This window comes from Limosilactobacillus rudii (genome assembly GCF_014145455.1).
Classification (GTDB): Bacteria; Bacillota; Bacilli; order Lactobacillales; family Lactobacillaceae; genus Limosilactobacillus; species Limosilactobacillus rudii.
This window is the reverse complement of record NZ_JACIVB010000057.1, coordinates 1-21,414: the sequence shown is the minus strand read 5'-3', so window position 1 is coordinate 21,414 and position 21,414 is coordinate 1. Positions and strand designations below refer to the sequence as shown.

23 protein-coding genes, 5 tRNA genes and 1 riboswitch are annotated in these 21,414 nt (G+C 38.0%); of the genes, 8 read left to right on the top strand and 20 right to left on the bottom strand.

Annotation, left to right across the window (positions count from 1 at the left end; translation table 11 throughout):
• The first annotated feature begins 269 nt into the window (after nucleotides 1–269).
• The gene (locus tag H5S39_RS07420) at nucleotides 270–1,226 is read left to right on the top strand and encodes an alpha/beta hydrolase (RefSeq protein WP_182596570.1); all 957 of its coding nucleotides are present in this window, start codon (nucleotides 270–272) and stop codon (nucleotides 1,224–1,226) included.
• Between the two features lie 45 nt (nucleotides 1,227–1,271).
• On the opposite strand, the gene H5S39_RS07415 is transcribed toward H5S39_RS07420, so the two are convergent.
• The 13 genes from H5S39_RS07415 to H5S39_RS07355 form a co-directional block, all read right to left on the bottom strand.
• Nucleotides 1,272–1,345: transfer RNA gene (locus tag H5S39_RS07415), tRNA-Pro, on the bottom strand.
• A gap of 45 nt (nucleotides 1,346–1,390) precedes the next feature.
• Nucleotides 1,391–1,464: transfer RNA gene (locus H5S39_RS07410), tRNA-Arg, on the bottom strand.
• A 5-nt stretch (nucleotides 1,465–1,469) separates the two neighbouring features.
• Nucleotides 1,470–1,541 (bottom strand) — tRNA-Gly (locus H5S39_RS07405).
• Nucleotides 1,542–1,630: 89 nt separating this feature from the next.
• A tRNA-Leu gene (locus H5S39_RS07400) sits at nucleotides 1,631–1,714 on the bottom strand.
• An 8-nt stretch (nucleotides 1,715–1,722) separates the two neighbouring features.
• A tRNA-Val gene (locus H5S39_RS07395) sits at nucleotides 1,723–1,795 on the bottom strand.
• A gap of 65 nt (nucleotides 1,796–1,860) precedes the next feature.
• The gene (locus H5S39_RS07390; RefSeq protein WP_182596571.1) at nucleotides 1,861–2,502 is read right to left on the bottom strand and encodes a deoxynucleoside kinase; all 642 of its coding nucleotides are present in this window, start codon (nucleotides 2,500–2,502) and stop codon (nucleotides 1,861–1,863) included.
• Between the two features lie 107 nt (nucleotides 2,503–2,609).
• On the bottom strand, nucleotides 2,610–4,085 hold the full coding sequence (locus H5S39_RS07385; protein ID WP_182596572.1) for an amino acid permease: 1,476 nt from the start codon (nucleotides 4,083–4,085) through the stop codon (nucleotides 2,610–2,612).
• Between the two features lie 122 nt (nucleotides 4,086–4,207).
• Nucleotides 4,208–4,384, bottom strand: a riboswitch (Lysine riboswitch).
• 40 nt (nucleotides 4,385–4,424) lie between these two features.
• Nucleotides 4,425–4,874 carry a GNAT family N-acetyltransferase gene (locus H5S39_RS07380; RefSeq protein ID WP_182596573.1) on the bottom strand — a complete coding sequence of 150 codons (450 nt, stop codon included), beginning with the start codon at nucleotides 4,872–4,874 and terminating at the stop codon, nucleotides 4,425–4,427.
• A gap of 106 nt (nucleotides 4,875–4,980) precedes the next feature.
• Nucleotides 4,981–5,655: a phosphatase PAP2 family protein gene (locus H5S39_RS07375; RefSeq protein ID WP_182596574.1), complete on the bottom strand. Its 675-nt coding sequence runs from the start codon at nucleotides 5,653–5,655 to the stop codon at nucleotides 4,981–4,983.
• A 55-nt stretch (nucleotides 5,656–5,710) separates the two neighbouring features.
• On the bottom strand, nucleotides 5,711–6,184 hold the full coding sequence (locus tag H5S39_RS07370) for a threonine/serine exporter family protein (RefSeq protein ID WP_182596575.1): 474 nt from the start codon (nucleotides 6,182–6,184) through the stop codon (nucleotides 5,711–5,713).
• Between the two features lie 13 nt (nucleotides 6,185–6,197).
• Nucleotides 6,198–6,953 (bottom strand): threonine/serine exporter family protein, encoded by a 756-nt coding sequence (locus H5S39_RS07365; RefSeq protein ID WP_182596576.1) that lies wholly within the window; start codon nucleotides 6,951–6,953, stop codon nucleotides 6,198–6,200.
• A 102-nt stretch (nucleotides 6,954–7,055) separates the two neighbouring features.
• Nucleotides 7,056–7,256, bottom strand: coding sequence for a cold-shock protein (locus H5S39_RS07360; protein ID WP_182596577.1), 201 nt, complete (start codon nucleotides 7,254–7,256; stop codon nucleotides 7,056–7,058).
• Between the two features lie 148 nt (nucleotides 7,257–7,404).
• Nucleotides 7,405–8,079: a metal-dependent transcriptional regulator gene (locus H5S39_RS07355; protein WP_182596578.1), complete on the bottom strand. Its 675-nt coding sequence runs from the start codon at nucleotides 8,077–8,079 to the stop codon at nucleotides 7,405–7,407.
• Between the two features lie 179 nt (nucleotides 8,080–8,258).
• On the opposite strand from H5S39_RS07355, the gene H5S39_RS07350 reads away from it, so the two are divergent.
• Nucleotides 8,259–9,176, top strand: a complete 918-nt coding sequence (locus H5S39_RS07350; protein WP_182596579.1) for a cation diffusion facilitator family transporter — start codon at nucleotides 8,259–8,261, stop codon at nucleotides 9,174–9,176.
• A gap of 169 nt (nucleotides 9,177–9,345) precedes the next feature.
• Here the strand turns inward: H5S39_RS07350 and H5S39_RS07345 are convergent, their stop codons facing one another.
• The 3 genes from H5S39_RS07345 to H5S39_RS07335 form a co-directional block, all read right to left on the bottom strand.
• Nucleotides 9,346–10,038: a VIT1/CCC1 transporter family protein gene (locus tag H5S39_RS07345; RefSeq protein WP_182596580.1), complete on the bottom strand. Its 693-nt coding sequence runs from the start codon at nucleotides 10,036–10,038 to the stop codon at nucleotides 9,346–9,348.
• A gap of 12 nt (nucleotides 10,039–10,050) precedes the next feature.
• Nucleotides 10,051–10,734, bottom strand: a complete 684-nt coding sequence (locus H5S39_RS07340; protein ID WP_182596581.1) for a VIT1/CCC1 transporter family protein — start codon at nucleotides 10,732–10,734, stop codon at nucleotides 10,051–10,053.
• Between the two features lie 182 nt (nucleotides 10,735–10,916).
• Nucleotides 10,917–11,393, bottom strand: a complete 477-nt coding sequence (locus H5S39_RS07335) for a universal stress protein (RefSeq protein ID WP_182596582.1) — start codon at nucleotides 11,391–11,393, stop codon at nucleotides 10,917–10,919.
• A 272-nt stretch (nucleotides 11,394–11,665) separates the two neighbouring features.
• Between H5S39_RS07335 and H5S39_RS07330 the strand changes: the two genes are divergently transcribed.
• From H5S39_RS07330 to H5S39_RS07315, 4 genes are read left to right on the top strand one after another with little or no spacing between them, the layout of a single operon-like run.
• The gene (locus H5S39_RS07330; RefSeq protein ID WP_269448407.1) at nucleotides 11,666–12,406 is read left to right on the top strand and encodes an amino acid ABC transporter ATP-binding protein; all 741 of its coding nucleotides are present in this window, start codon (nucleotides 11,666–11,668) and stop codon (nucleotides 12,404–12,406) included.
• Nucleotides 12,407–12,419: 13 nt separating this feature from the next.
• On the top strand, nucleotides 12,420–13,250 hold the full coding sequence (locus tag H5S39_RS07325; RefSeq protein WP_182596583.1) for a transporter substrate-binding domain-containing protein: 831 nt from the start codon (nucleotides 12,420–12,422) through the stop codon (nucleotides 13,248–13,250).
• On the top strand, nucleotides 13,250–13,888 hold the full coding sequence (locus tag H5S39_RS07320) for an amino acid ABC transporter permease (RefSeq protein ID WP_182596584.1): 639 nt from the start codon (nucleotides 13,250–13,252) through the stop codon (nucleotides 13,886–13,888). The genes H5S39_RS07325 and H5S39_RS07320 overlap by 1 nt, the downstream gene beginning before the upstream one ends.
• Before the next feature lie 12 nt (nucleotides 13,889–13,900).
• Nucleotides 13,901–14,554, top strand: coding sequence for an amino acid ABC transporter permease (locus H5S39_RS07315; protein ID WP_182596585.1), 654 nt, complete (start codon nucleotides 13,901–13,903; stop codon nucleotides 14,552–14,554).
• A gap of 62 nt (nucleotides 14,555–14,616) precedes the next feature.
• Here H5S39_RS07315 and H5S39_RS07310 read toward each other — a convergent pair whose 3' ends face one another.
• From H5S39_RS07310 to H5S39_RS07295, 4 genes are all read right to left on the bottom strand, one after another.
• Nucleotides 14,617–15,804: a CPBP family intramembrane glutamic endopeptidase gene (locus H5S39_RS07310; protein ID WP_182596586.1), complete on the bottom strand. Its 1,188-nt coding sequence runs from the start codon at nucleotides 15,802–15,804 to the stop codon at nucleotides 14,617–14,619.
• A gap of 149 nt (nucleotides 15,805–15,953) precedes the next feature.
• On the bottom strand, nucleotides 15,954–17,813 hold the full coding sequence (gene rnjA, locus H5S39_RS07305) for a ribonuclease J1 (protein WP_182596587.1): 1,860 nt from the start codon (nucleotides 17,811–17,813) through the stop codon (nucleotides 15,954–15,956).
• A gap of 247 nt (nucleotides 17,814–18,060) precedes the next feature.
• Entirely contained in the window at nucleotides 18,061–18,408 is a 348-nt protein-coding gene (locus H5S39_RS07300; RefSeq protein WP_182596588.1) for a DUF3368 domain-containing protein, read from the bottom strand.
• 77 nt (nucleotides 18,409–18,485) lie between these two features.
• Nucleotides 18,486–18,932: a MerR family transcriptional regulator gene (locus H5S39_RS07295; protein ID WP_182596589.1), complete on the bottom strand. Its 447-nt coding sequence runs from the start codon at nucleotides 18,930–18,932 to the stop codon at nucleotides 18,486–18,488.
• Between the two features lie 132 nt (nucleotides 18,933–19,064).
• Between H5S39_RS07295 and H5S39_RS07290 the strand changes: the two genes are divergently transcribed.
• Together H5S39_RS07290 and H5S39_RS07285 are read left to right on the top strand one after the other, a co-directional pair.
• On the top strand, nucleotides 19,065–20,573 hold the full coding sequence (locus H5S39_RS07290; RefSeq protein WP_182596590.1) for an MDR family MFS transporter: 1,509 nt from the start codon (nucleotides 19,065–19,067) through the stop codon (nucleotides 20,571–20,573).
• Nucleotides 20,573–21,307 carry a DUF4811 domain-containing protein gene (locus H5S39_RS07285; protein ID WP_182596591.1) on the top strand — a complete coding sequence of 245 codons (735 nt, stop codon included), beginning with the start codon at nucleotides 20,573–20,575 and terminating at the stop codon, nucleotides 21,305–21,307. Before H5S39_RS07290 ends, H5S39_RS07285 begins: the two co-directional genes overlap by 1 nt.
• The last annotated feature ends 107 nt before the right edge of the window (nucleotides 21,308–21,414 follow it).

Genomic DNA, 21,414 nt, shown 5'->3' with positions numbered 1-21,414 from the left:
AAATTACTTTTTACAATGTTTATAGTACCAAACTACTCCTTGAATTTAAAGTGAAATTTTGCACATTTATTAATGGGAACTAATACCACTTGTTGTATTTTAGTGTTGAAGCCTAATGATATCAATAATCAAGGAAGTAAACCAATTAAAATAAATTTGTACAGTAAATCACTTATTATTTATCACTAAAATTTTACTTTTTAAACTCTTCCCCTTTGTTTCTTAGATGAATGTTATAATTAAGTTATTCATTCAAAGGAGTGATATCAATGGCTTATGGATATATCACTAAGCTAGATAAAAACGTAGAGCGTAAGCATGTTCGCTATAATAATCGTTATGGAATAGCAATTGCTGCTGATATTTACGCACCAAAAGATTTAAAAGACGACCAATTATTACCTGCGCTAATTATTGGTGCCCCTTATGGAAGCACAAAGGAGCAATCCCCTGCTGTGTATGCAAATAAATTCGCACAATTAGGTTATGTTACATTAACATTTGATCAAGTCTATATGGGAGAGTCAGCAGGTGAACCGCGGCACGTTGCTTCGCCTGATCTTTACGCAGAATCTTTCAGTGCTGCTGTTGACTATCTTGGTACAAAAGCTGCGCATGTTAACCGTGATCAAATCGGCGTTATTGGTATCAGTGGTGGCGCCGGTTTCGGACTCAGTGCTACAGCAGTCGACACTAGGATCAAGGCAATTGCTACTATTTCAATGTATGACATGACAGATATACGTGAAATGGCTAACCTAGCACCAGAGCAACTCTTTCAATTAAAAGATCAATTATCAAAGCAGCGCTGGGTAGATTTTGAAAATGGTCAGCCAGACTACCATCCTAATTTCCCAGAAACGCCATTTAATAATCTTGATGATTTGCCCGACCAGGACGAACTAACAAATGAATGGCTACGATTTTATGCTCTCAAACGTGGCTTCCACCCAAATGGTCGTGGTTCAGCAACAACAACATCTAACTTAGCAATGCTTGAATTTTCTGCGTTAGACTATATTAAAGAAATCTCACCACGGCCAATTCTATTTGTCTACGGTGACAAAGCGCATTCAAGATCATATTCTGAACGAGCATACTACCTTGCAAGCCAGCCAAAGCAAAAGTTAGTTGTCAAGGATTGCGAACACATTGACTTATACGATAACCTCGAAAAAATACCATTTGATTTAATTGACGTCTTTTTTAAAGATAGTTTTATCTAACAAAAAGCCTATTGCAGCTAATAACTGCAATAGGCTTTTTTGCAATCGGAATTACAAGATTTGAACTTGCGACCTCTGCGTCCCGAACGCAGCGCTCTACCAAGCTGAGCTAAATTCCGAAAAAAATAAGCATAACAGATAACTGTCACGCTTATTATAATTAGTGCACCCAGAAGGAGTCGAACCTTCAACCTTCTGATTCGTAGTCAGACACTCTATCCAATTGCGCTATGGGTGCATATAAGCGGAAGACGGGATTCGAACCCGCGACCCCCACCATGGCAAGGTGATGTTCTACCACTGAACTACTTCCGCATGTATCTGATAAGTTATTTCCTATCAACGATTATTAATATTACATGAAATACTTATCAATGTCAATAAGTTTTTTCAAAAATATTAAATGCGGATGAAGGGACTTGAACCCTTACATCATAAATGATACAAGATCCTAAATCTTGCGCGTCTGCCAATTCCGCCACATCCGCAAAATTAATGGAGGATACAGGGCTCGAACCTGTGACCTCCTGCTTGTAAGGCAGATGCTCTCCCAACTGAGCTAATCCTCCATAAATAGGCTTGCTAAACAAATCAGCCTATTTAATATATCATCTAATTAAATTTTTGTCAAATATTATTTGAGATTTAATTCAATTAATTTTTCATCAATCATTGATAATACTTTTTTTGCTGCGTTGGTATCTTCAACAAAATCATACTTATCCCCATCAATCATCATCTTAGGGCTTTCATTATAATCTTCATACCATTTTACATACCGTTCGTTAAGGTTCTTATAGTATGAATATAAAGATAGGTCATTAGCAATCTGTTCATATGAACGCCCACGTTTCTTAATTCGTTCAAGCATTGTATCAAACGATACCCTAATAGTAATTAATAAATTTGGTGCCTTTTGATGACGCTGCTCAGGCAATTCCTCCATCATATTCGCCAATAAAGATGAATAAATATCTGACTCTGTTTCTGTCGCCCGTCCCATATCCGCATTCAATTTAAATAGAAGTGCATCTTCAAAGATTGATCGGTCTAAAACGTTTAAGTCGTTTGCATATGAATCTTTAATCTCGTCAAGGCGCTTATTTAAGAAATATATTTGTAGCAAAAATCCGTATTTCTTAGGGTCTTTATAAAAAAGTGGCAAAATTTTGTTATCATCAACTGACTCATAAAAAGCCTGACTATTAAGGTGATCCGCTAGCAACTGCGTCAAACTAGTCTTTCCCGCACCAATCGTACCGGCTAATGCAATCATTTATTGTTCCCCCTATTTAAAATTCAAAAAAGTCACGAACACAATTTTAACATTTAAAATAAAAAGGAGCGAGTCCAAACTTAAAAACTCGGACCGCTGCTTTATAACTATTTTTCTTCCGGCTCATATGACTCACCCTTTGTCCGCCGTGATAAATCAACTTTATCAAGTGGAATGATATGAGTCTTATAACGGAGCTTGTAGTAGAAAAATAAGATTAGGAATAATGGAATTCCCATGTAGGTAATTAAGATATTTTGCCAATCCATCTTGACAAATGCATCAATGTTTTGACCGCAAATAACTATAATACATAGTATAAACGCAAAAATAGGGCCAAATGGGAATGCCGTTGCATGATATTTTAATTCAGAAATACTATGTCCTTGCTTAACAAATGCTCGCCGAAAACGGTAATGAGAGATTGCGATTCCCAACCATGCAATAAATCCACAAAGACCAGAGGCACCAATTAAGTAATTATATGCTTGAGGACCAACAAACTGAGTAGCAAATGCCGCTAACGATACAACCATTGTTCCAAGTAATGCGTAAATCGGAATACCTCGACGATTAACATACCCAAAAATTCGCCATGCATACCCCTCTCTTGCTTGAGAATATAACATCCGGGTAGAAGCGTACAGTCCGGAATTAGCAGCTGAAATAACTGCTGTAAGGATAACCGCATTCATTACACTAGCAGCAAATGCTAAACCAGCACGCTTAAAGACAATCGTAAATGGGCTCATTGTAATATTTGAAACATCTTGATTTAACAAGTTTTTATCAGTGTATGGCAAGATACATGCAATTACAAATATTGCAAAAATATAAAATAGTAAAATCCGCCAAAATGTAGAATGGATTGCTTTTGAAACTGATTTTTCAGGCGTAGCTGCTTCTCCTGCCGTAATTCCAACTAGCTCAGTTCCCTGGAAAGAGAAACCAGCAACAAGAAATACGCTAATAATTGCTGGTACACCACCAACAAAAGGTGCTTGCTTATAGTGGAAATTGCTTAGTCCAACGGGCCGTCCTCCCATAATACCGAGAATAATAGCTACCCCGACAATTAAAAAGACAACCACTGTAATAACTTTAATAAGTGCCAACCAAAATTCTGTTTCTCCATATGAGCGAACAGATAGATAATTAATCAAGAAAATCAACGCCATAACTACTACACTAAATACCCAGCCAGGGACATTAGGCAACCAGTAGTTCATTACAATTCCAGCTGTCGTAACGTCAACCGGGATTGTAATCGCCCAGTTAAACCAGTAGTTCCAGCCAAGGGCAAAACCCAACGCTGGGTCAACAAACTTTGTGGAATAAGCTGAAAATGATCCTGTTAATGGCATATACGTTGCCATTTCTCCTAAACTAGTCATTAAAAAGTAAACCATAATTCCCATGATTCCATAGGCAACTAAGGCTCCCCCTGGACCAGCTGTTGAAATTGCTGATCCACTAGCAATGAAAAGACCGGTTCCAATCGTCCCTCCGAGGGCAATCATTGACAGGTGACGGGTCTCTAATGTCCGCTCAATATGACCTGTCGACTTTTCTGTGTCCGCCATAAAATAATTCCTCCAAAATTTATATATTGCAACATCAACATTCGAAGAGGATAAATTAAAAGGGTCTTCTGATCGGTAACCCTACCAGAAGACCCAACTTGACAATTCATAATTGTTGAATCAATTTAGGAAGCGCCCCGCAATTTTTCTGCGACAGTCCATAGCCTATTATGACTATGGCCCAACAATTACCTAAAATAAGTTAAGTAATGTTTCGGCATATTTCCCTTTCAGCATTGCTCCGGCGCTTATCCACCTAACAATGACTACTAATAAAATATGCAACCTCTTCATCGAATGAAATTATACCCTTTTCAAATAAAAAAGCAAGTCTAGATATTATTTGGTTAATTGCCACCATGAATTTTGTTTATATCCAAAGCCACAGTTAATTAAAACCTGTTGTGACCGATGATTTTCTTTTTTACACCTTGCATGAATAATTGTCCCCACAGGCAACTGAGCAATAACTTTATTCAATGTGGCAGTCATTATTCTCCGTCCCCAAAAATCACGTTTTAAGAGGTAACCGAGTTCATATTGATGTGCGATTCTTTGCCCTTCACTGTCATACCAATTACTTAGTACAATCATCCCGACCACTTTTGAATTAATTTCTAATAATGCAACATGATTGTGGAGAACGAATAAATGTAACGCTTGCAATAATGATTTTTTATCGCGAGGCAGCATTAACCCTACTGATTGTACTAATTTATCATCTGTAAGCAATTCCGCTAATCCTTCTAACTTTGTTTCAGTTGCTTTGGTAATATTAATTTCATCCATATTGTCACCTATTTCCCGGGAAATAAAATAATGGAGGCCGAAGATCCGTAAAATTCGAATATTCAGCCTCCCTATTAAATTTAAAATAATTAGTTTAGTACACTCCTTAAATTTCAATACTACGGAGGAGTGGTACTTGCTGCATCCGTGGTGCCCATGCAACATAAAGCCATTCTGCTATTTGTAGCCATGCATAAGCCAATAACATTGCACCAATCGTATCAAATGGCCAATGAGCATAAAGGTATACCCGCGAAACAGCTAAAAAGAATACCGCAAAAATCAATAAGATTTGTAAAATAACCCGAACGGCTGCTCGCTGGATAAGCGGAATTACAACTAAGAATAAAATTGCTACTACTAGAAAAATCCCCAAAGTATGGCCGCTAGGAAAACTAAAGCCATCATCTGCCGGTAAGTGTTGAGCTGGTCGAACTCGTTTCACAATATGCTTAAATATTTCTCCTAAAACATCCCCACCAAAAATAGTTCCTAGGGCCCACAAGGCTGGAATCCGATATCCTTTTAACCATAAGATTGCTGCGATAATGAAGACCCACACTAAATCTAGTGCTGGCTTTGCTAAAAATGATATAAGCGTCATTAAGGCATGGAACCAACCAATTGATTCGATTCGCTGGCTAGTAAATAAAGATTGTAAAACAGCATCGATCATTGTCACTACTGATGAGTTAAACATAATCAACAGCATCAAAACGATAAAGAAACCACCGCTTAATGCAAAGCGCCACCAACGATGATTATCACGTTCAATAAACATAATTAAGGATTCTCCTAACTTAAATTAATCAATTAAAAATGAGTATACCACACTGTTAGAGGTTCCACCGCGACTTTTTGATTAAATATTGTTGAAGATAAATTAACATTCGATTTAATAATTCACCAATTCCAAAGCCAAGGGTAATCGCTCCAACAATTACTACTACTTGATAAAAATATACTGTCACTAGGTGGTAATTGCCAATTGCAAAATTACGTACTACTTTATAAGCTTGTCCTCCCGGTACAAAGGGAACCAGAGCAGGAACATTAAAAACAATAATTGGCATCCGTTTTCGCCGTGCTGCAAATTGACTAAAAATTGAAATCAAAATAGCAGCAACTAAGTTACTAAATGCTAACCCGATACCGCTATGGTAATACATAATCCAATAAACTACCCATACACTGCCACCAATAATTCCAGCAGTATTATAGGCACGTCTAGGAATATTTAAGAGGATGCCAAAACAAATCGTTGACACATAGCATAAGAAAAATTGTAATAATAAATTACCCCAATTCATTTAGCCAACCTCCTTAATTAAAATGTAAAACAATTACGATTGCACTTCCAATCGATACCGCTGTTAAAATAGCTTCAATCCCTCTTGTCGGACCGCTAATTAAATTTCCCGAAACAAGGTCACGAGCAGCGTTAGTTAATGGAACACCTGGTACAAGCGGCATTACAGCGCCAATAATAATATCATTAATATTATTAGCCCAGTGAAGTTTTACAAATATAACTGCTAGTAGACCTATTAATAGTGATGAACAAAATTCACCAAGATATTGAATCTTAAATTTGCGAAGCAGGTATGAGAAAGTGCCATATCCAATCCCACCAGCAAAAAAGCCAGCCCATGAATCAACCACATTCCCGGTAAAAACAATCATCAATGCACCACTCAAAACAGCAGCCGCAAATACTTCATACCAATTTTGCCACTTTGCCACCTCTTGTCGATCAATTTTTTTAAGTTTTGCCAGAGCTTGCGGTAAGTCAATCTTTCGCCGAGCCAATTCACGCGAAACTTCATTAACATCCGCAATTTTATTTAAATTATTTTTACGATGACGAATCGTTATCACTTGAGCGTGTGGCTCATCAATCGTCCCAACAACTATCCCTGTAACCGTCGTAAATGCTTGAAAGCCATGCAAACCCGCGCTACGAGCCATTCGCGACAAAGTATCATTAACCCGTTCCATGTTCGATCCATTTTCAATCAATAGCCGTCCTGCCAGTAAGCATGTTTTTAACGCTAAGGCTTGCCGTCTCTTCGTTAACATCTCTCCGCCTTCTTTATTCAAAGATAACTTATATTATCCACCGTTTATAGACTATCCTCAATAAAAAAAGCGGCTGGAAATCCAACCGCCGAAAATACATTATTAGTCTTTTACAACATTTGCTGCTTGAGGACCACGTTCGCCATCTTCAACATCAAATGTAACATGTTGTCCTTCGCTTAATGATTTAAATCCATCACCCTGAATAGCTGAAAAGTGAACGAACACATCGTCACCATTCTCACGGGTAATGAAGCCATAACCCTTATCATCATTAAACCATTTAACAGTTCCTTGTTCCATTTTGGAAATCCTCCTATGCATATCGCACTGATTATAATTTTGTAATTCATCTCAGGTGAAGAGATCCATTTGCAATGAAACAATCGAACCAACCGCACTTAAAAAAACTACAGAACTTATTGTACCATACAAGTTAAAAATAGCCTAATCAATCTTTGCTCATTGACGTAGTATCTGGCTCAATAAAAATATTATGAGAGGCCTTATACGACACATTAATCTCTTTATCATCGCCAGCCTTGCGAATTACAATTGGGCCTTCAAATGGCTCATGTCGGATAACTATTACTTGTTCTTGCGGACGTAATCCTAATTCCTCTAAGTAAGTCAATAATTCATGGTTGTCTAAAAATCGTTCTAATTCAACCTTTTCACCATCATCAGCATCAGCAAGCAAACGGTGAGTCACATCAGGAAATTTACCATTGGCTGATGGAATCACTCCACCGTGCGGACAATGATCTGGGTGGTGCAAAAACGTATCCAAAGCAGTTGCTAGCCGATCACTCGTCTGATGTTCAAGAATTTCAGCTTCGGAGTGGACATCCGCAAAATTATAATGCAGCTTATTTACTAAAAATGTTTCCCATAGCCGATGTTTGCGAACCAATTCTGCTGCATACTTTTGTCCCTTATCGGTTAATGAAATACCTGCATATGGTTCATGAATAACCAGTCCTTCGTCAGCCAACTTGGAAATCATCTCAGTTACTGATCCAGCGGCAATTCCTAGTCCAAGGGAAATCTCTTTATTAGAAACTTTTTTGTGACTACCACCTAATTCAAAAATAATTTTTAGGTAGTCTTCCTTCATTGGAGTCAATCTGTTTCACCTCTGGGTATAAAATTTGGCCTACGATCGGTCATTATGTGTTTTTTATATATTAACATTGAACCCAAATTGATTATAGCATATTATTAAAAGAGTAGTTTGGAAAGCCTAACTTTTTTGTTATTTACTTTTTACAAACTAGTAACTCAACTTATGGAGGAGTAATTATAATGGAAGAAAAAGTAACGGGTAAACGCTTTTTTGCAGTCACCCTCCTAAACATATTAATCACCATTGTTGAAATTATTGGGGGAGCCCTCTCAGGGAGTTTAGCCTTGTTGTCAGACGCATTTCACAATTTAGGTGATTCGCTTTCGATTGTTTTAGGCTATTTTGCACAACATATTGGTGGGCATCCCGAAAATCAACAGCGGACATATGGTTATCGGCGAGCCGAAATTCTAGCAGCTTTAACGAACGCCACACTACTAGTAATAGTCTCACTCTTCTTGATCGTTGAAGCCATTAAACGACTGCAACATCCCCAGCATATTAATGGGGGAATTATGTTAACAGTTGCTATTATCGGACTATTGGCAAATTTTGCTTCTGCTCTCTTGCTTCATGCTGGAAGTAAAGACAGTCTTAATGTTAAAGCTACTTATTTGCACGTTCTTAGTGATGCTTTATCGTCAGTAGCAGTAATCATCGGTGGGGTAATTTTAACCTTTGTCAATATACCATGGCTCGATCCAGTCTTAACAATCGGCGTTGCCCTCTATATTGCATTTGAAGCTTGGCCGATTATCCTTCAGACGGTCAAAATTTTAATGCAATCTTCACCGGACTTAGATTACAATGCAATCGAACATGATCTCAAGCAAATTGATGGCGTTACTGCTGTTCACCATATTCATGCTTGGATGATAGATGAACATCGTATTATTTTTTCCGCGCATCTTAATTGTGACGATCTTCCCCTGAGTCAGGTTGAACGAATATACAGTCAGGTTGAACAAATTCTTCATGAAAAATATGGTATTTGTCACGTTACTATTCAAGCAGAATACCACCGTGGCCGTGATGAGGAATTATTCAATACCCCAATTGATGAAAAGAACGTTATCAAAAACGACTTTCAAAAGTAATTTAAAACACAGCGATTATAAAAGCAATGACACCGAGAGTTCGAATTTTATCGGACTTTCGATGTCATTTTTATTATTACACTGTTCAATTTTTATAATCAAAATAGGGATTATGTCACTACCCTTTTACGTCTAACTTACAAAATTCATTTATTACTTATATTTTATCTTAGAATAATTTACCAACACCATAGTGAATTGTAATTGTAATTAATCCAATAATGATATTGCGAATTACCGCAATCTTTACAAGACCATTACCAAGCTTTGAACTAATGTATCCAGTTAACGCACTCGTTAGGGCAACTGCAAGAATCACCGCATACCATTTATATGCTTCTGGAGCAAATGTCATAGCCATCAATGGGAATAGCCCCCCCGCGGCTGCGGAGAAAAGTGAAGAGAATGCCGCATCCCATGGATTTAAATAGTGTCCTAATTCAATGTCATACTTAATTCGTACGACTGTTTCCAGTGGCTTTTTATTTAATAAATCTTTAGCAATTGCCATTGAGGTCTCAGGGGTAACCCCCTTATTGACATAATAATCTCTTACAGCTGCTAGCTCGCTATCATAATCCGTCTTTAATAATTTTTCTTCCTGTGCAACTGCTGACTTTTCAGTGTCCTTTTGCGTAGAAACGGACGCATATTCTCCTGAAGCCATCGAAAAGGCACACGCTAGTAGGTCAGATAAACCAGCAATAAAAATTGTAAAACGGTCACTAGTAGCTGCCGCAACAGATACTAAAACACCAACAACTGTTAAAATACCATCATTCGAACCTAGTACTCCTGCACGTAAAGTATTTAATTTTTCTTCCATCGTTTGTTTCGGACGCCGTTTTATTTTTGTAGCCATTTTCTCATCTCCCTAGTGCGCAAACAATTGACCAATGAGATAAGTAACTCCCATTGTCAATAAACCAGCCGCTGCATTTCTAAACATTGATTTAATCCGATTTGATTTGCCTAAAATAGCCGCACAGTATCCCGTGATTAATAAGGCAATTAAAACGGCAATTGCTGTCGCTAGAATCCGAGTATCAGCTGGTGAAACAGTCACCGCAACCATCGGTAAAATAGAACCTGTTGGAAATGAAATAAATGAAGCAATTGCGGCGGCATACGGACTCGTAAACTCTTTAGGATTAAAGCCGTACCGTTCCTGAACAACGGTCCCTAACGCATCCTTTTCCATCAGTTCTTTTGTTGCCTGGTTTGCAAGCTGTGGATCAATATCCTGCGCCTCATACTTTTTTTGAACATAATTAAATTCTTGCTGGTATTGATCTTGCAGCCGTTGTTTCTCACTAATCAGTGCCATTTTTTGTGAATCTTTTTGGGTAGAAACAGAAACATATTCTCCCATACACATTGAAATCATTCCGGCTAAAGTCCCCGATAGACCAGAAATCAAAATTGAATAAGAATTACTTGTCGCAGCGGCAACCCCAATAACAATCCCTGCAATCGAAATAATCCCATCGTTCGCACCCATTACACTCGCCCGTAAAACATTAACTTTCTGGGCTAAAGACATCTTTTTCTTGGGCATTTCTATCCCTTCCCTTTAATAGTTTAGAATCATTATAACATAGAGATAAAGAAACACAACAATATTTATTTTATAGATATTTTCAATTTAGAAACATTAAAAATTATATTTACATATAAAAAACGATAGCCCTCATAAAGAACTATCGCTCTAATACTAAAATTGTAGTATTGGCAACTCAATTATTCATAACGTTCTACTGCCGTTGTCCGAATTACAAATACTGATGTCCCAGCATGGCGTGTCATGTATGAAGCCTGGGAACCAACTGCCTTACGGTTACCCCACTTACCAATTGAGCCCACAACTAGTAAATCTGGTTGGAAAGCAGGAATTATATGGTTGCAAATTCGTTCAGCAGGTCGTTCTCCGCGATCCACAATACCAGTAATCTTTTCTGGCGCAACGCCATAATCAATTGCGGCTTGGACATATTCATTCACCCGTTGGCGCAATTCATCTTCGCTACTGTGAACATAATCCTTATCTAAAATTTGGTATACGTTAACGTGGTCAGTTTCTAAGATTGATACAATCCCTAATTCTGATCCGTCACGTTTTGCCTTATCAACCGCATATGAAAAAGCGGCACGGGCATCTGGCGCATCGTCAACACCAACGAGGATCTTTTTGAACTTCTTTGGCTTAATATCGAACATTAGTTATTCTCCTCCCTATGTTCTTTTAACGATGAAGCATTACTCGCTCCTCTTCGTTAAATCAATTATTCACTCACTATGTTACTACTTATCTTGATTTTGTAAATAATTATTTTGGTAATCCTAAAATAAAAGTGCTTTTTTAAATAATTAAGAATTTAAATTAACTAATTTGGCGCGATCTAAACCAGTTTTGACGGTTCATAGAACAAATTATATAATGAGAATTGCTTACTTATTGAGTTTATAAGTGAAACGGGGGTTAAATGCATATGTCAATGATTGAATTTCATGATGTTCAAAAATATTATGGAAAATTTCACGCATTAAAAGATATTAACTTAACAATTGAAGCCGGCGAGACGGTTGTTTTAATCGGGCCGTCTGGTTCCGGAAAAAGTAGTTTAATTCGCACAATTAATGGTTTAGACCCGATCAAGGATGGGCAATTAATAGTTAACGGTTTTGACTTAGCTGATAAGAAAACAAATGTTAACCTAATCAGAAAAGATGTTGGAATGGTATTCCAGCACTTTAATCTTTACAATAATAAAACCGTTCTAGAAAATATCATGCTCGCACCGCGGATCGTCCTCAAACGACCTGATGATGAGAATCGTGAATTAGCGATGAAACTGCTTGACAAAGTTGGCCTAGCAAACAAAGCAGATAGTATGCCTGCTCAATTATCCGGGGGACAAAAGCAACGAATTGCTATCGCTCGTAGTCTTGCCATGAAGCCTAAGTGTCTACTATTTGACGAGCCGACAAGTGCCCTCGATCCAGAAATGATTGATGACGTTTTGGATGTTATGAAAGATATTGCTAAAAATTCAAATATGACGATGCTCGTTGTTACCCACGAAATGGGATTTGCTCGCGCAGTTGCTGACCGCGTAATCTTTATGGCAGACGGCCGCATTTTAGAAGATGATTCAACAGAAAAGTTCTTTGGTGACCAACCATCTACCGAACGTGCCCGTGAATTTATGAGTAAAATTAGCGGACACTAAGGAGGAATTTACCATGAAAAAATACTGGCGATTATTAAGTATTAGTTTTCTCCTAATGGTTACCCTCATTACACTTTCTGCTTGTAGTGCCTCAGTTGCTAAAAAAGATGTCCTTACCGAAGATATGCACAGTCAACGAATTACCTGGGGAGTTAAAGCAGATACCCGCTTATTTGGTCTTGAAGATATTAGGACCGGCAAATTAGAAGGATTTGAAATTGATCTTGCCAAAGCCCTGACCAAAAAGATCCTCGGCCCAAACGGTAAATGTACTTTTGTTCCTGTTACTAGCGGAACCCGGGTCCCATTATTAAAAAACGGGAATATTGATGCTATTATGGCGACCATGACGATTACCCCTGAACGTGCTAAACAGGTTGATTTTACCCATTCGTATTTTGACGCAGGACAATCATTACTAGTAAAAAAGGGCAGTCCAATTAAAAATATTAACGACCTCAACAAGCATGGCGCCGTTATCCTTGGGGTTGCCGGATCAAATTCGGTAAAAAACGTTGCTAAGTTTGCACCAAAAGCACGAGTCCTTCAACTTTCTGATTACGCCCAAGCAATGACTGCTCTCAAGTCAAAACAAGGTGATGCTTTGACAACTGATAATGGAATTCTTTACGGAATGGCAGCTGAGAACCCTGGGTATGAAGTTGTTGGTGGTAATTTTACCAAAGAACCTTATGGAATTGCAGTTAATAAAAACCAAGCCCGCTTCCGTAACAAACTTAACTGGGCATTAAAAGAAGTCGAAAAAGATGGAACCTATAATCGGTTATTGCTTAAATGGTTTGGTGATGTTAAAGGATTTAATTATCAGGAGATGAAACGCTAATGTTAAATATAATTGCAAATGAGTGGCATCCCCTTTTGACCGGACTATGGAATACAATTCTATGCAGTCTAATCGCACTTGTTGGGAGCCTAGTTATTGGGACTTTCTTTGCCCTCTTAGAAATATCGCAACACCGAATTGTCAAAATTATTGGTCATATTTATGTTGAAGTCTTTCGTAATATTCCGCTACTAGTTATTACGATGGCCTTCTTCTTGATTATTCCAATGTATATTGTCAAAATTAATGGTTTTACCGCTGGGACAATTGGTCTTACCCTTTATACTTCAGCTTTTATTGCCGAAACTGTTCGAGCCGGAATTAACTCCATTGATCACGGACAAATGGAGGGAGCGCTGGCTAATGGTCTTACATACACCCAGGCGATGCGGTATATTATTTTGCCCCAAGCATTCCGCGTCGTCATCCCCCCTTTAGGAAACCAATTCATTAACTTGGTCAAGAATTCCTCTGTCTTAGCTTTTGTGGCCGGCTTTGACTTAATGTACCAAGGAAACCTGATTGCAAATGACACTCTAGAAACAATGCCAACATACTTTATTGTTGGGGTAATGTACTTAATTATTACCCTACCGTTAAGTTACTATATGCGGCACCTTGAAAAGAAATTGGCATAGGGGGGATGAATAATGCAAAATTTTATTGATGCTTACTCGTGGATTAACATCCGTTTCCTCCTTGAGGGACTTGGAATCACCATCGAAGTTTCGGTCTTTTCTATCGTGATCAGCTTTATCCTCGGAACATTCTTAGGAATTATTCGTTATGCTAAGATTAAGTATTTATCCGCAATTATTGGTTTTATCATTGATATTATCCGTAATCTACCGCTACTGTTAATCATCTTCTTTACTTACTTTGGATTACCAAATATTGGGATTAAACCGGAAATAATTCCCGCCGCCATCATGGCCCTATCAATTTTTGAATCCTCAATGGTCGCTGAGATTGTCCGCTCAGGAATTAACTCGATTGATTATGGTCAGACCGAGGGCGCACTAGCAAATGGTCTCACTAAATGGCAAGCTTTAAGAATTATTGTTCTTCCTCAAGCAATTAAGAATATGATGCCCGCTTTGGTTAGTCAGTTTATTTCACTAGTCAAAGATACATCTTTAGCGACAATCATTGTCTTACCTGAGTTAATGTATCATGCCCAAATTATTTATGGGCAGAATACAAACTATATCATTCCAATGTTTGTTGCCCTCGCTGTCCTTTACTTTATCGTCTGTTACTCACTATCATTATTTGCTAACTACCTGCATAAACATATTGCCTAGAAAATACGAATCCCCCTTGTAATCGACAACCATGTTGATTTACAAGGGGGATTTTTATTCGCTTAATATTGAATCATAAAATCAAAGCGTTGGTGCTCACCAGTTAAACGATCCACATGACGCTCCATTACTTGACGGCGCTGCCCATACATCATCCATATAGTGATGCCGATAAAGACAGCTAACTCGATGCCTGTACCAATCCAATCTTGATAAGTGACCTTACCTGTCATCAATGTAGAATCAGATGCAATAAACGCTGTCCAATCAAGCAAAAAGTGCATTAACATTGCTAACCACAACTGACCGGTATAAACATATACCGTTGCAAAAAATAGACCAATTCCAGCAGCACTAATGGCTTGCAAAACAGTCATTGACCATTCTTGAGGGCCGTAGTTAGCCAAATGAACAATTCCAAATAAGATTGAGCTAGTAGCAAGCGCTAATGGCAACCGTTGTTTTAAATTACGCCAAGCATAAAATAAAATTCCTAAAATAGCAAAGCGGAATAGCGTCTCTTCCATAACCGCGGCTTCAAATGCTGAAAAAGTAAAGTTCCAGGTAGCTTTATGAAAATTGGGCAGTTCACCAATATTAAATGCCATAAAAATAATATCTACCAATACTAATCCGGCAAAAATCCACCAATTAAAATCCCCGCTCCAATGGGGCTTTAACCCTGGCCAGGATAAGCGCCAAGTCCGCATTACAGTTGTCGTTAAAACAAAAAAGGCAACCGCCCCAACAGCACCAGTTGATAATGTCAATAGCAAGAAATTATTATCCACTAAGTCTGTTGGGAGGGCAATTAAGGGAGTAAAAACAACCTGTGCTAGCCATGCAATAAATAATAATCGTTCAATACTCCAATGCATTAACTCACCAACCACACTGGCAAATGGAGCAAACATAATAATATAGTAAAAAATCATCATCGTCACAACGCCACGCGACGGTAAGTGAAGTAATACAATAATCTCACGAACCATAACATCCCAGGCAAAAACTAAAATCAATGGTTGGGTAATTACTTGCAGCCATGCATTTAGCTTCTTCACTAACATAGGAATATTAGGAAGCAATTCAAATGTTAAGCCAATTGCTAAAACCGCAACCATGATTAACAAGGCTAATGCCATCGTGGGGCGATTCAATTCGTAATTACGAATCATCATCATTGCTAAAATGACTAGGGTCGCCCCAATTTGTACCCGGTACCAGATTCTTAAATAATCGTTTCCGGTCATTCATCCTCATCCTCTCTGAGAAATATAAAATAATTGCTAAATATGATGATACCAAACAATCTCCTTACTTTTAAGTAATAATTATTCAATTTCTAGTTTAAAACACAAAAGAACTTGCACGCAAAAAATCTGCAAGTTCTTTTAAACTATTACTTATTTTCACTAGCTGTTACTAGTTGTTTTTCTTTTGTCGTAACTTTCTTTTTAGGGTGATGCTGAGTTTTCCGGTGACTATGATTTTTTTGGTGTTCATTTTTATAAGATTGGTTCTTCTTATTATTTGGACGACGATAGTGTTGATTTTCTGAACGGTTATTACCATTTAAAATCGTTACCATTGGAATGATTACTGGACGACGACCGGTCCGATCATATAAAAGCTTTTGCAGCCTGCTAATAATCGTCCGGTTTAAAACGCGTTGATCAACATGCTTATGATTCTTAAATGTATTAAGGATAGCCCAGAATACTTCATGGTTAGCAGCTTTAATTAACTCTTGCGACTCATGCATATAAACAAAGCCACGCGAAACAATGTCAGGTCCCGCAACGATTTGATAGTCTTTCAAGTCAACTACCGCAATAGCCGTAACAACCCCTTCTTCTGAAAGAAGGCGACGTTCACGAATTTCAGGATTACCAACCGTATCACCAGCATCACGACCATCAATATAAACATCACAAACACTATCGATATGATCGGCTACTCGACAGGAATCCTTTGTTAAAGCTAAAACATCCCCGTTAGCTAATACAAAACTATTTTCCTTTGGTACACCAGTCATCTCTGCCAACTTAGTATGAATTTTTTGCATCCGGTATTCACCATGGACTGGCGCAAAGAATTTAGGCTTCATTAATCGAAGCATAAACTCTTCATCTACTTGTCCACCATGTCCAGATGTATGGATATTATTAACATATCCATGAATAACGTTAGCACCACTCTCTTCAAGCTTATTAATCAACGCATTTACACTCGTTGTATTACCTGGAATTGGATTACTTGAAAAGACAACCGTATCATCAGGTTGAATAGTGATCTGGCGGTGAGTACCATTAGCGATCCGACTCAAAGCCGCCATCGGTTCACCTTGCGACCCCGTACACATAATCATAACTTTTTCCGGTGGATAGTTATTAATTTCATTTTGATCGATCAATGAGTCTTTAGGGATATTAAGGTACTTTAATTCTTGACCGGCAGTAATTGCATTTTCCATGCTCCGCCCAAACACCGCAATCTTGCGTCCTTGTGCGATTGCTGCATCAGATGCTTCCCGTAAACGATAGACATTTGAAGCAAATGAAGCAAAAATAATTCGTCCCTTAATACGCTCAAATATCCGTCGAATGTGAATATCAACCCAGCGCTCAGACTTAGTAAATTCTGGCCGCTCTGCATTTGTACTATCAGAAGTCAAGAGTAGCACCCCGTCATCTCCTAACTTAGCCATCTGTTGGAGATTAGGTCCCGGTAAATTACCGACAGGAGTCAAGTCAAACTTAAAGTCACCGGTCTGAACAATCGTCCCTTGTGGTGTATGAACAGCAACCCCTAACGTATCAGGAATAGAGTGGGTCGTTCTGAAGAAACTTACCCATAATTTTTTAAAATGAACCTCATCGAATTCATTAATCTCATGCAATTCTGCATTCCGAAGAAGGTGTTTTTCTTCTAACTTACCCTTAATCAAAGACATCGCAAACGGTCCTGCATAAATTGGTGCATTAACCTTTTGCAGGAAGAAAGGCAATCCCCCAATGTGGTCTTCATGACCGTGAGTAATAAAAATTCCCTTAATTTTATCTTTGTTTTCAATCAAGTAGTCATAATTTTGGATAACATAATCAACACCAAGAAGTTCATCCTCGGGGAACAAAACTCCACAATCGATAACGATAATTTCATCTTGGAATTGAACACAGTACATATTTTTACCAATTTCGCCAAGACCACCCATGGCGTAAAAGGCAACTTCATTATTCTTAATCTTTAATTTTGTCATAATACCTTTCCTTTTATAGATTTTGATAACGTTAATTAACGGAATTTTAAGTAAGCCAAAAGAACCGCTTTGTAGTCGCAAGGTCGGTCTTTTTATTATTTATCATTAACTTTGGCACTTAAAATATCTATTTAATCCGTACGTAAAACTACTATTATTTTACCACATCTATAAATATGAAGGTAGTAATAAAGGAATGAAAAATAACCTTCTTAGCAAGCTATTATTCATACCTCCAGATTGGAATTTAATCTTCTTCCGGCAATTTTTCTTCTTGTTCTTGCCATGCAACCTTCCAGTCAACTACTGGTTCCCCATCTTCCATAAATTTTACGTCAGCTAACTGTGCTAATATTTCCTGATAAGCCGGCTTACTTAAACGATAACTAACATCAACCAATTCATGGTGTCCCATAAAATTATTCTCGCGTAAGACCTCGTTAATTGTTGCCATTACCTGATTAGAAACATGCGAACTAAGAATTTCTAAACTCTCTTTTTCGTATTGACTAACGTAAAAATTAATAAATGACTCTAATGCCGTCTCTTTTGCGGCAGAACTTAATTCACTGTAATTTAAACCCATGGTAGCCACTTCTAATCGTCCCTTTCTAATTGCTTTCCTTTATCTACCTTTAATTCAACCATACCACAAAGCTGGCAAGACGTTAATCATTCCTTATTAACTGAACGTAAATGAAGACTTGTACTATGGTCATCAATTAACGCATAGACCTCTTTTGTCGGATCATCGGCAAGCGGTCCGAGATTAACTTCGCCCTTTTTTTCGCCAGTTTGCCTAATTTCTAGTATACAATCAGTAATAAATCGTTCAAATATGCGATGAAGTTCACGACGTTCCTGTTCTTTTTTTACTGCTGTCGCCAAAGTATATCCCTGGTCAAGAAAAAGCTTGATAGTAAATGCCTGAAAGATGGTTGTAAGGTTAAAATAGTGGTTTTTATTCTGCTCATCTTGTTCAGACCGGATGTACCCCTTCTTTTCCCAGTATCGTAATTGGCTAGTGGAAACACCAGTTACTCGTGACACCTCAGTCATACTAACCTTAAGCTGTTTACTAGTAATCATTTTTCTAACCTGATTTGAAAGCCGATCCATTTTTATCCTCCAAACTAAATTCTATTCTATAAATTATAAGAAAACCGATATCTTTGTCAAATAATTTGACAAAGATATCAGATAGTATTATATTCTTCACATTGTTAAAAAATTAAAAGGGGGATTCTAATAGTGAATCAAGAGCAACAGCCTGTTGATATTAACGGTAATTCATACAATCGTTCCTTAATGATCTTTGTTTTATTAATCGGAGCTTTCTGTACTATTTTAAACCAAACAATTTTATCAACAGCATTTCCATCATTAATGGATGCATTCAATATTAGTACTTCGACTGTTCAATGGTTAACAACCGGCTTTTTAATGGTCAACGGAATTATGATTCCTGTCAGTGCTTATCTTACAAGCCGTTTTAACACCAAGAGTCTTTTTATTATTGCAATGTCAATTTTTGAACTTGGTACTATCATGGCATGGTTAGCACCTTCATTCGCAATTTTGTTAATGGGACGACTGGTCCAAGCAGTTGGTGTCGGAATTAACATGCCGCTTATGCAAAATATCATGTTAACTGTCTATCCACCGGAAAAACGGGGAGCAGCCATGGGGATTAACGGATTAGTTATTGGATTAGCCCCCGCAATTGGTCCTGCGTTATCTGGATGGGTTATTGACAATTTTAGCTGGCGATGGTTATTCGGAATGATCGTGCCAATTGCAGCAGTAGTTATTATTGTAAGTATTTTTACAGTCAAAAATGTTATTCCTAATGCTAAACCACATCTTGACTGGCTCTCTGTTATCATTTCAACATTAGGTTTTGGGAGCATGCTTTACGGCTTCTCGAGCGTTGGTGACAAAGGTTGGACTAACCCGATTGTTATTACAACGATTATTGTTGGAGCAATCCTCGTTGCCCTCTTAGTAAGACGTCAAAACAAATTAGATGATCCATTCCTTGAATTTAAGGTTTTTGAGAGCAAAGAATTTTCACTTGCTACAATTTTAAGTTCGATTGTTATGATGGCAATGGTTGGTGTCGAATTCGTTATTCCACTTTACTTACAGATTATTCACGGTATGTCCGCATTCCATTCTGGACTTACCCTCCTATTTGGTGCCCTGTTTATGGGATTCATGAGTCCAATTACTGGGAACCTATTCGACCGCCACGGTGCTAAGCGGTTAGCCTTTACTGGAATGTTTATTCTGAGCGTCGGGACCTTACCATTCGCATTCGTTACTCGGGATACACCCACAATTTACATTATCTTTTTGTATGCCGTCCGAATGTTTGGTATTTCAATGGTTATGATGCCCGTTACAACTGCTGGAATGAATTCTCTACCTTATAAACTTATTTCACACGGAACAGCAGTTAACAATACCGTCCGTCAAGTTGCTACCTCTGTCGGAACTGCAATTATGATCTCAGTATTAACTAATGTCACAAATAGTAATAAGCCAGCTCACTCTCTCCTTGTCCAAGCACCATTACAATATAAATCCAAGATGTTTGATGCTACTTTAATGGGATATCACGCTGCATTTTGGTTTGCTGTCGTCTTTTCATTAATTGGTCTCTTCTTAACGTTGTTCGTTACAAGTGGTAATGGGATCCATGTACGAATTGATAGTGATGAGATTGTTGGCTCTTCAAATAAAGGAGGTGCTAAGTAATGGTCATTATTCTAACTTTTCTTGGCGCACTATGCTTTTTTGCGTGCATGATGTTTATCCACCAAAAACAGCTTCGAATAACTTTAGCAACTATTACTGGCATAATTTTTATTGGTTCAACAACCCTGATGACGTTAAATTATAGTCATCACTTTGGAATGCACCAAGTAACGACTACGACAAGCAAACGAATCTACTCTGCCTCTAATTCATCAATGCCGCTTGCACTCTACCAGCCAGTTGGTAAAAGCGGTCAAGATAATGTATACATTTATAATACAAAGCAACGGCAAAAAACACCTGACCATACGCAAGCTAATGAATACACTAGCAGTAAAATCAAGTGGACCAAAAATACTACTCCGCGGTTAATTACAACTGAGACTCGTTGGCAGTATAAAAATAATTTCTATAAAGTTCTATATGCCTGGTCTGGCATGCAAAACACCCTTGTCAAGCGGACAAACGTTCTTGAATATCCACAGTCATACGTAAAGCTAACAACTAATCAGGCTAAGAAGCTTAGTGAGTTTGCTAAGTCGCCTGCTGGTAAACAAGCGCAAGGGCAAGCATTAGCTCAAGGTCGTGCTTTTGTCACTTCCAAAGTTCAGGCAGCAATGGCTAAGAACCCACAAATGACGGCCAAACAAATCCAAGAAGTTTCCACACAAGCAGAACAAGAATTTCAAGCACAAAGCGTAAAACAGATTTTAAAGCAAATCAAAATCGAGTAGGAGATAATTGATTAATTCAATTATCGACCTCTCACACCACCGTACGTACGGTTCCGTATACGGCGGTTCGACAACTTAATCACTTTGAATTAACTGGAGCGTCTTGG

Coding starts and splice junctions, on each gene's coding strand:
- H5S39_RS07385 (WP_182596572.1), bottom strand. CDS start 4,085: ATGGCGGACACAGAAAAGTCGACAGGTCATATTGAGCGGACATTAGAG.
- H5S39_RS07285 (WP_182596591.1), top strand. CDS start 20,573: ATGGTCATTATTCTAACTTTTCTTGGCGCACTATGCTTTTTTGCGTGC.
- H5S39_RS07375 (WP_182596574.1), bottom strand. CDS start 5,655: ATGTTTATTGAACGTGATAATCATCGTTGGTGGCGCTTTGCATTAAGC.
- H5S39_RS07340 (WP_182596581.1), bottom strand. CDS start 10,734: ATGCCCAAGAAAAAGATGTCTTTAGCCCAGAAAGTTAATGTTTTACGG.
- H5S39_RS07310 (WP_182596586.1), bottom strand. CDS start 15,804: ATGACCGGAAACGATTATTTAAGAATCTGGTACCGGGTACAAATTGGG.
- rnjA (WP_182596587.1), bottom strand. CDS start 17,813: ATGACAAAATTAAAGATTAAGAATAATGAAGTTGCCTTTTACGCCATG.
- H5S39_RS07330 (WP_269448407.1), top strand. CDS start 11,666: ATGTCAATGATTGAATTTCATGATGTTCAAAAATATTATGGAAAATTT.
- H5S39_RS07360 (WP_182596577.1), bottom strand. CDS start 7,256: ATGGAACAAGGAACTGTTAAATGGTTTAATGATGATAAGGGTTATGGC.
- H5S39_RS07315 (WP_182596585.1), top strand. CDS start 13,901: ATGCAAAATTTTATTGATGCTTACTCGTGGATTAACATCCGTTTCCTC.
- H5S39_RS07380 (WP_182596573.1), bottom strand. CDS start 4,874: ATGGATGAAATTAATATTACCAAAGCAACTGAAACAAAGTTAGAAGGA.
- H5S39_RS07370 (WP_182596575.1), bottom strand. CDS start 6,184: ATGAATTGGGGTAATTTATTATTACAATTTTTCTTATGCTATGTGTCA.
- H5S39_RS07345 (WP_182596580.1), bottom strand. CDS start 10,038: ATGGCTACAAAAATAAAACGGCGTCCGAAACAAACGATGGAAGAAAAA.
- H5S39_RS07320 (WP_182596584.1), top strand. CDS start 13,250: ATGTTAAATATAATTGCAAATGAGTGGCATCCCCTTTTGACCGGACTA.
- H5S39_RS07390 (WP_182596571.1), bottom strand. CDS start 2,502: ATGATTGCATTAGCCGGTACGATTGGTGCGGGAAAGACTAGTTTGACG.
- H5S39_RS07295 (WP_182596589.1), bottom strand. CDS start 18,932: ATGGATCGGCTTTCAAATCAGGTTAGAAAAATGATTACTAGTAAACAG.
- H5S39_RS07420 (WP_182596570.1), top strand. CDS start 270: ATGGCTTATGGATATATCACTAAGCTAGATAAAAACGTAGAGCGTAAG.
- H5S39_RS07335 (WP_182596582.1), bottom strand. CDS start 11,393: ATGTTCGATATTAAGCCAAAGAAGTTCAAAAAGATCCTCGTTGGTGTT.
- H5S39_RS07365 (WP_182596576.1), bottom strand. CDS start 6,953: ATGTTAACGAAGAGACGGCAAGCCTTAGCGTTAAAAACATGCTTACTG.
- H5S39_RS07350 (WP_182596579.1), top strand. CDS start 8,259: ATGGAAGAAAAAGTAACGGGTAAACGCTTTTTTGCAGTCACCCTCCTA.
- H5S39_RS07325 (WP_182596583.1), top strand. CDS start 12,420: ATGAAAAAATACTGGCGATTATTAAGTATTAGTTTTCTCCTAATGGTT.